Genomic DNA, 235 nt, shown 5'->3' on the forward strand with positions numbered 1-235 from the left:
GTGGAATTCAGGGCGGACGGCAGTGTGTCTGGGCTGGCGAACAAGGACCGGTACGAGTTATGCCTGGGAGGCGATTGCGCCACTCAGGGCGCAGGTAATGACACCCTCTACCTAGGCATGGGGGACGTGGGAGAAGAATGGATTTTCGTCCGCTACGGCAACCAACTGGAGTTTCTCCAAGCGCTCAACCTGTCCCAACCTGACGAAATTCCCCAGCTCACCCCAGGCTCACGTC

The 235-nt window shown here is 59.1% G+C and carries 1 protein-coding gene; it reads left to right on the forward strand.

Annotation, left to right across the window (positions count from 1 at the left end; all coding sequences use genetic code 11):
* Positions 1-235, forward strand: a 235-nt coding sequence (locus AC0L3B_RS40365; protein ID WP_473383673.1) for a hypothetical protein, incomplete at both ends; no start/stop codon positions are given.

The organism is Bradyrhizobium sp. Kon56 (assembly GCF_055807635.1).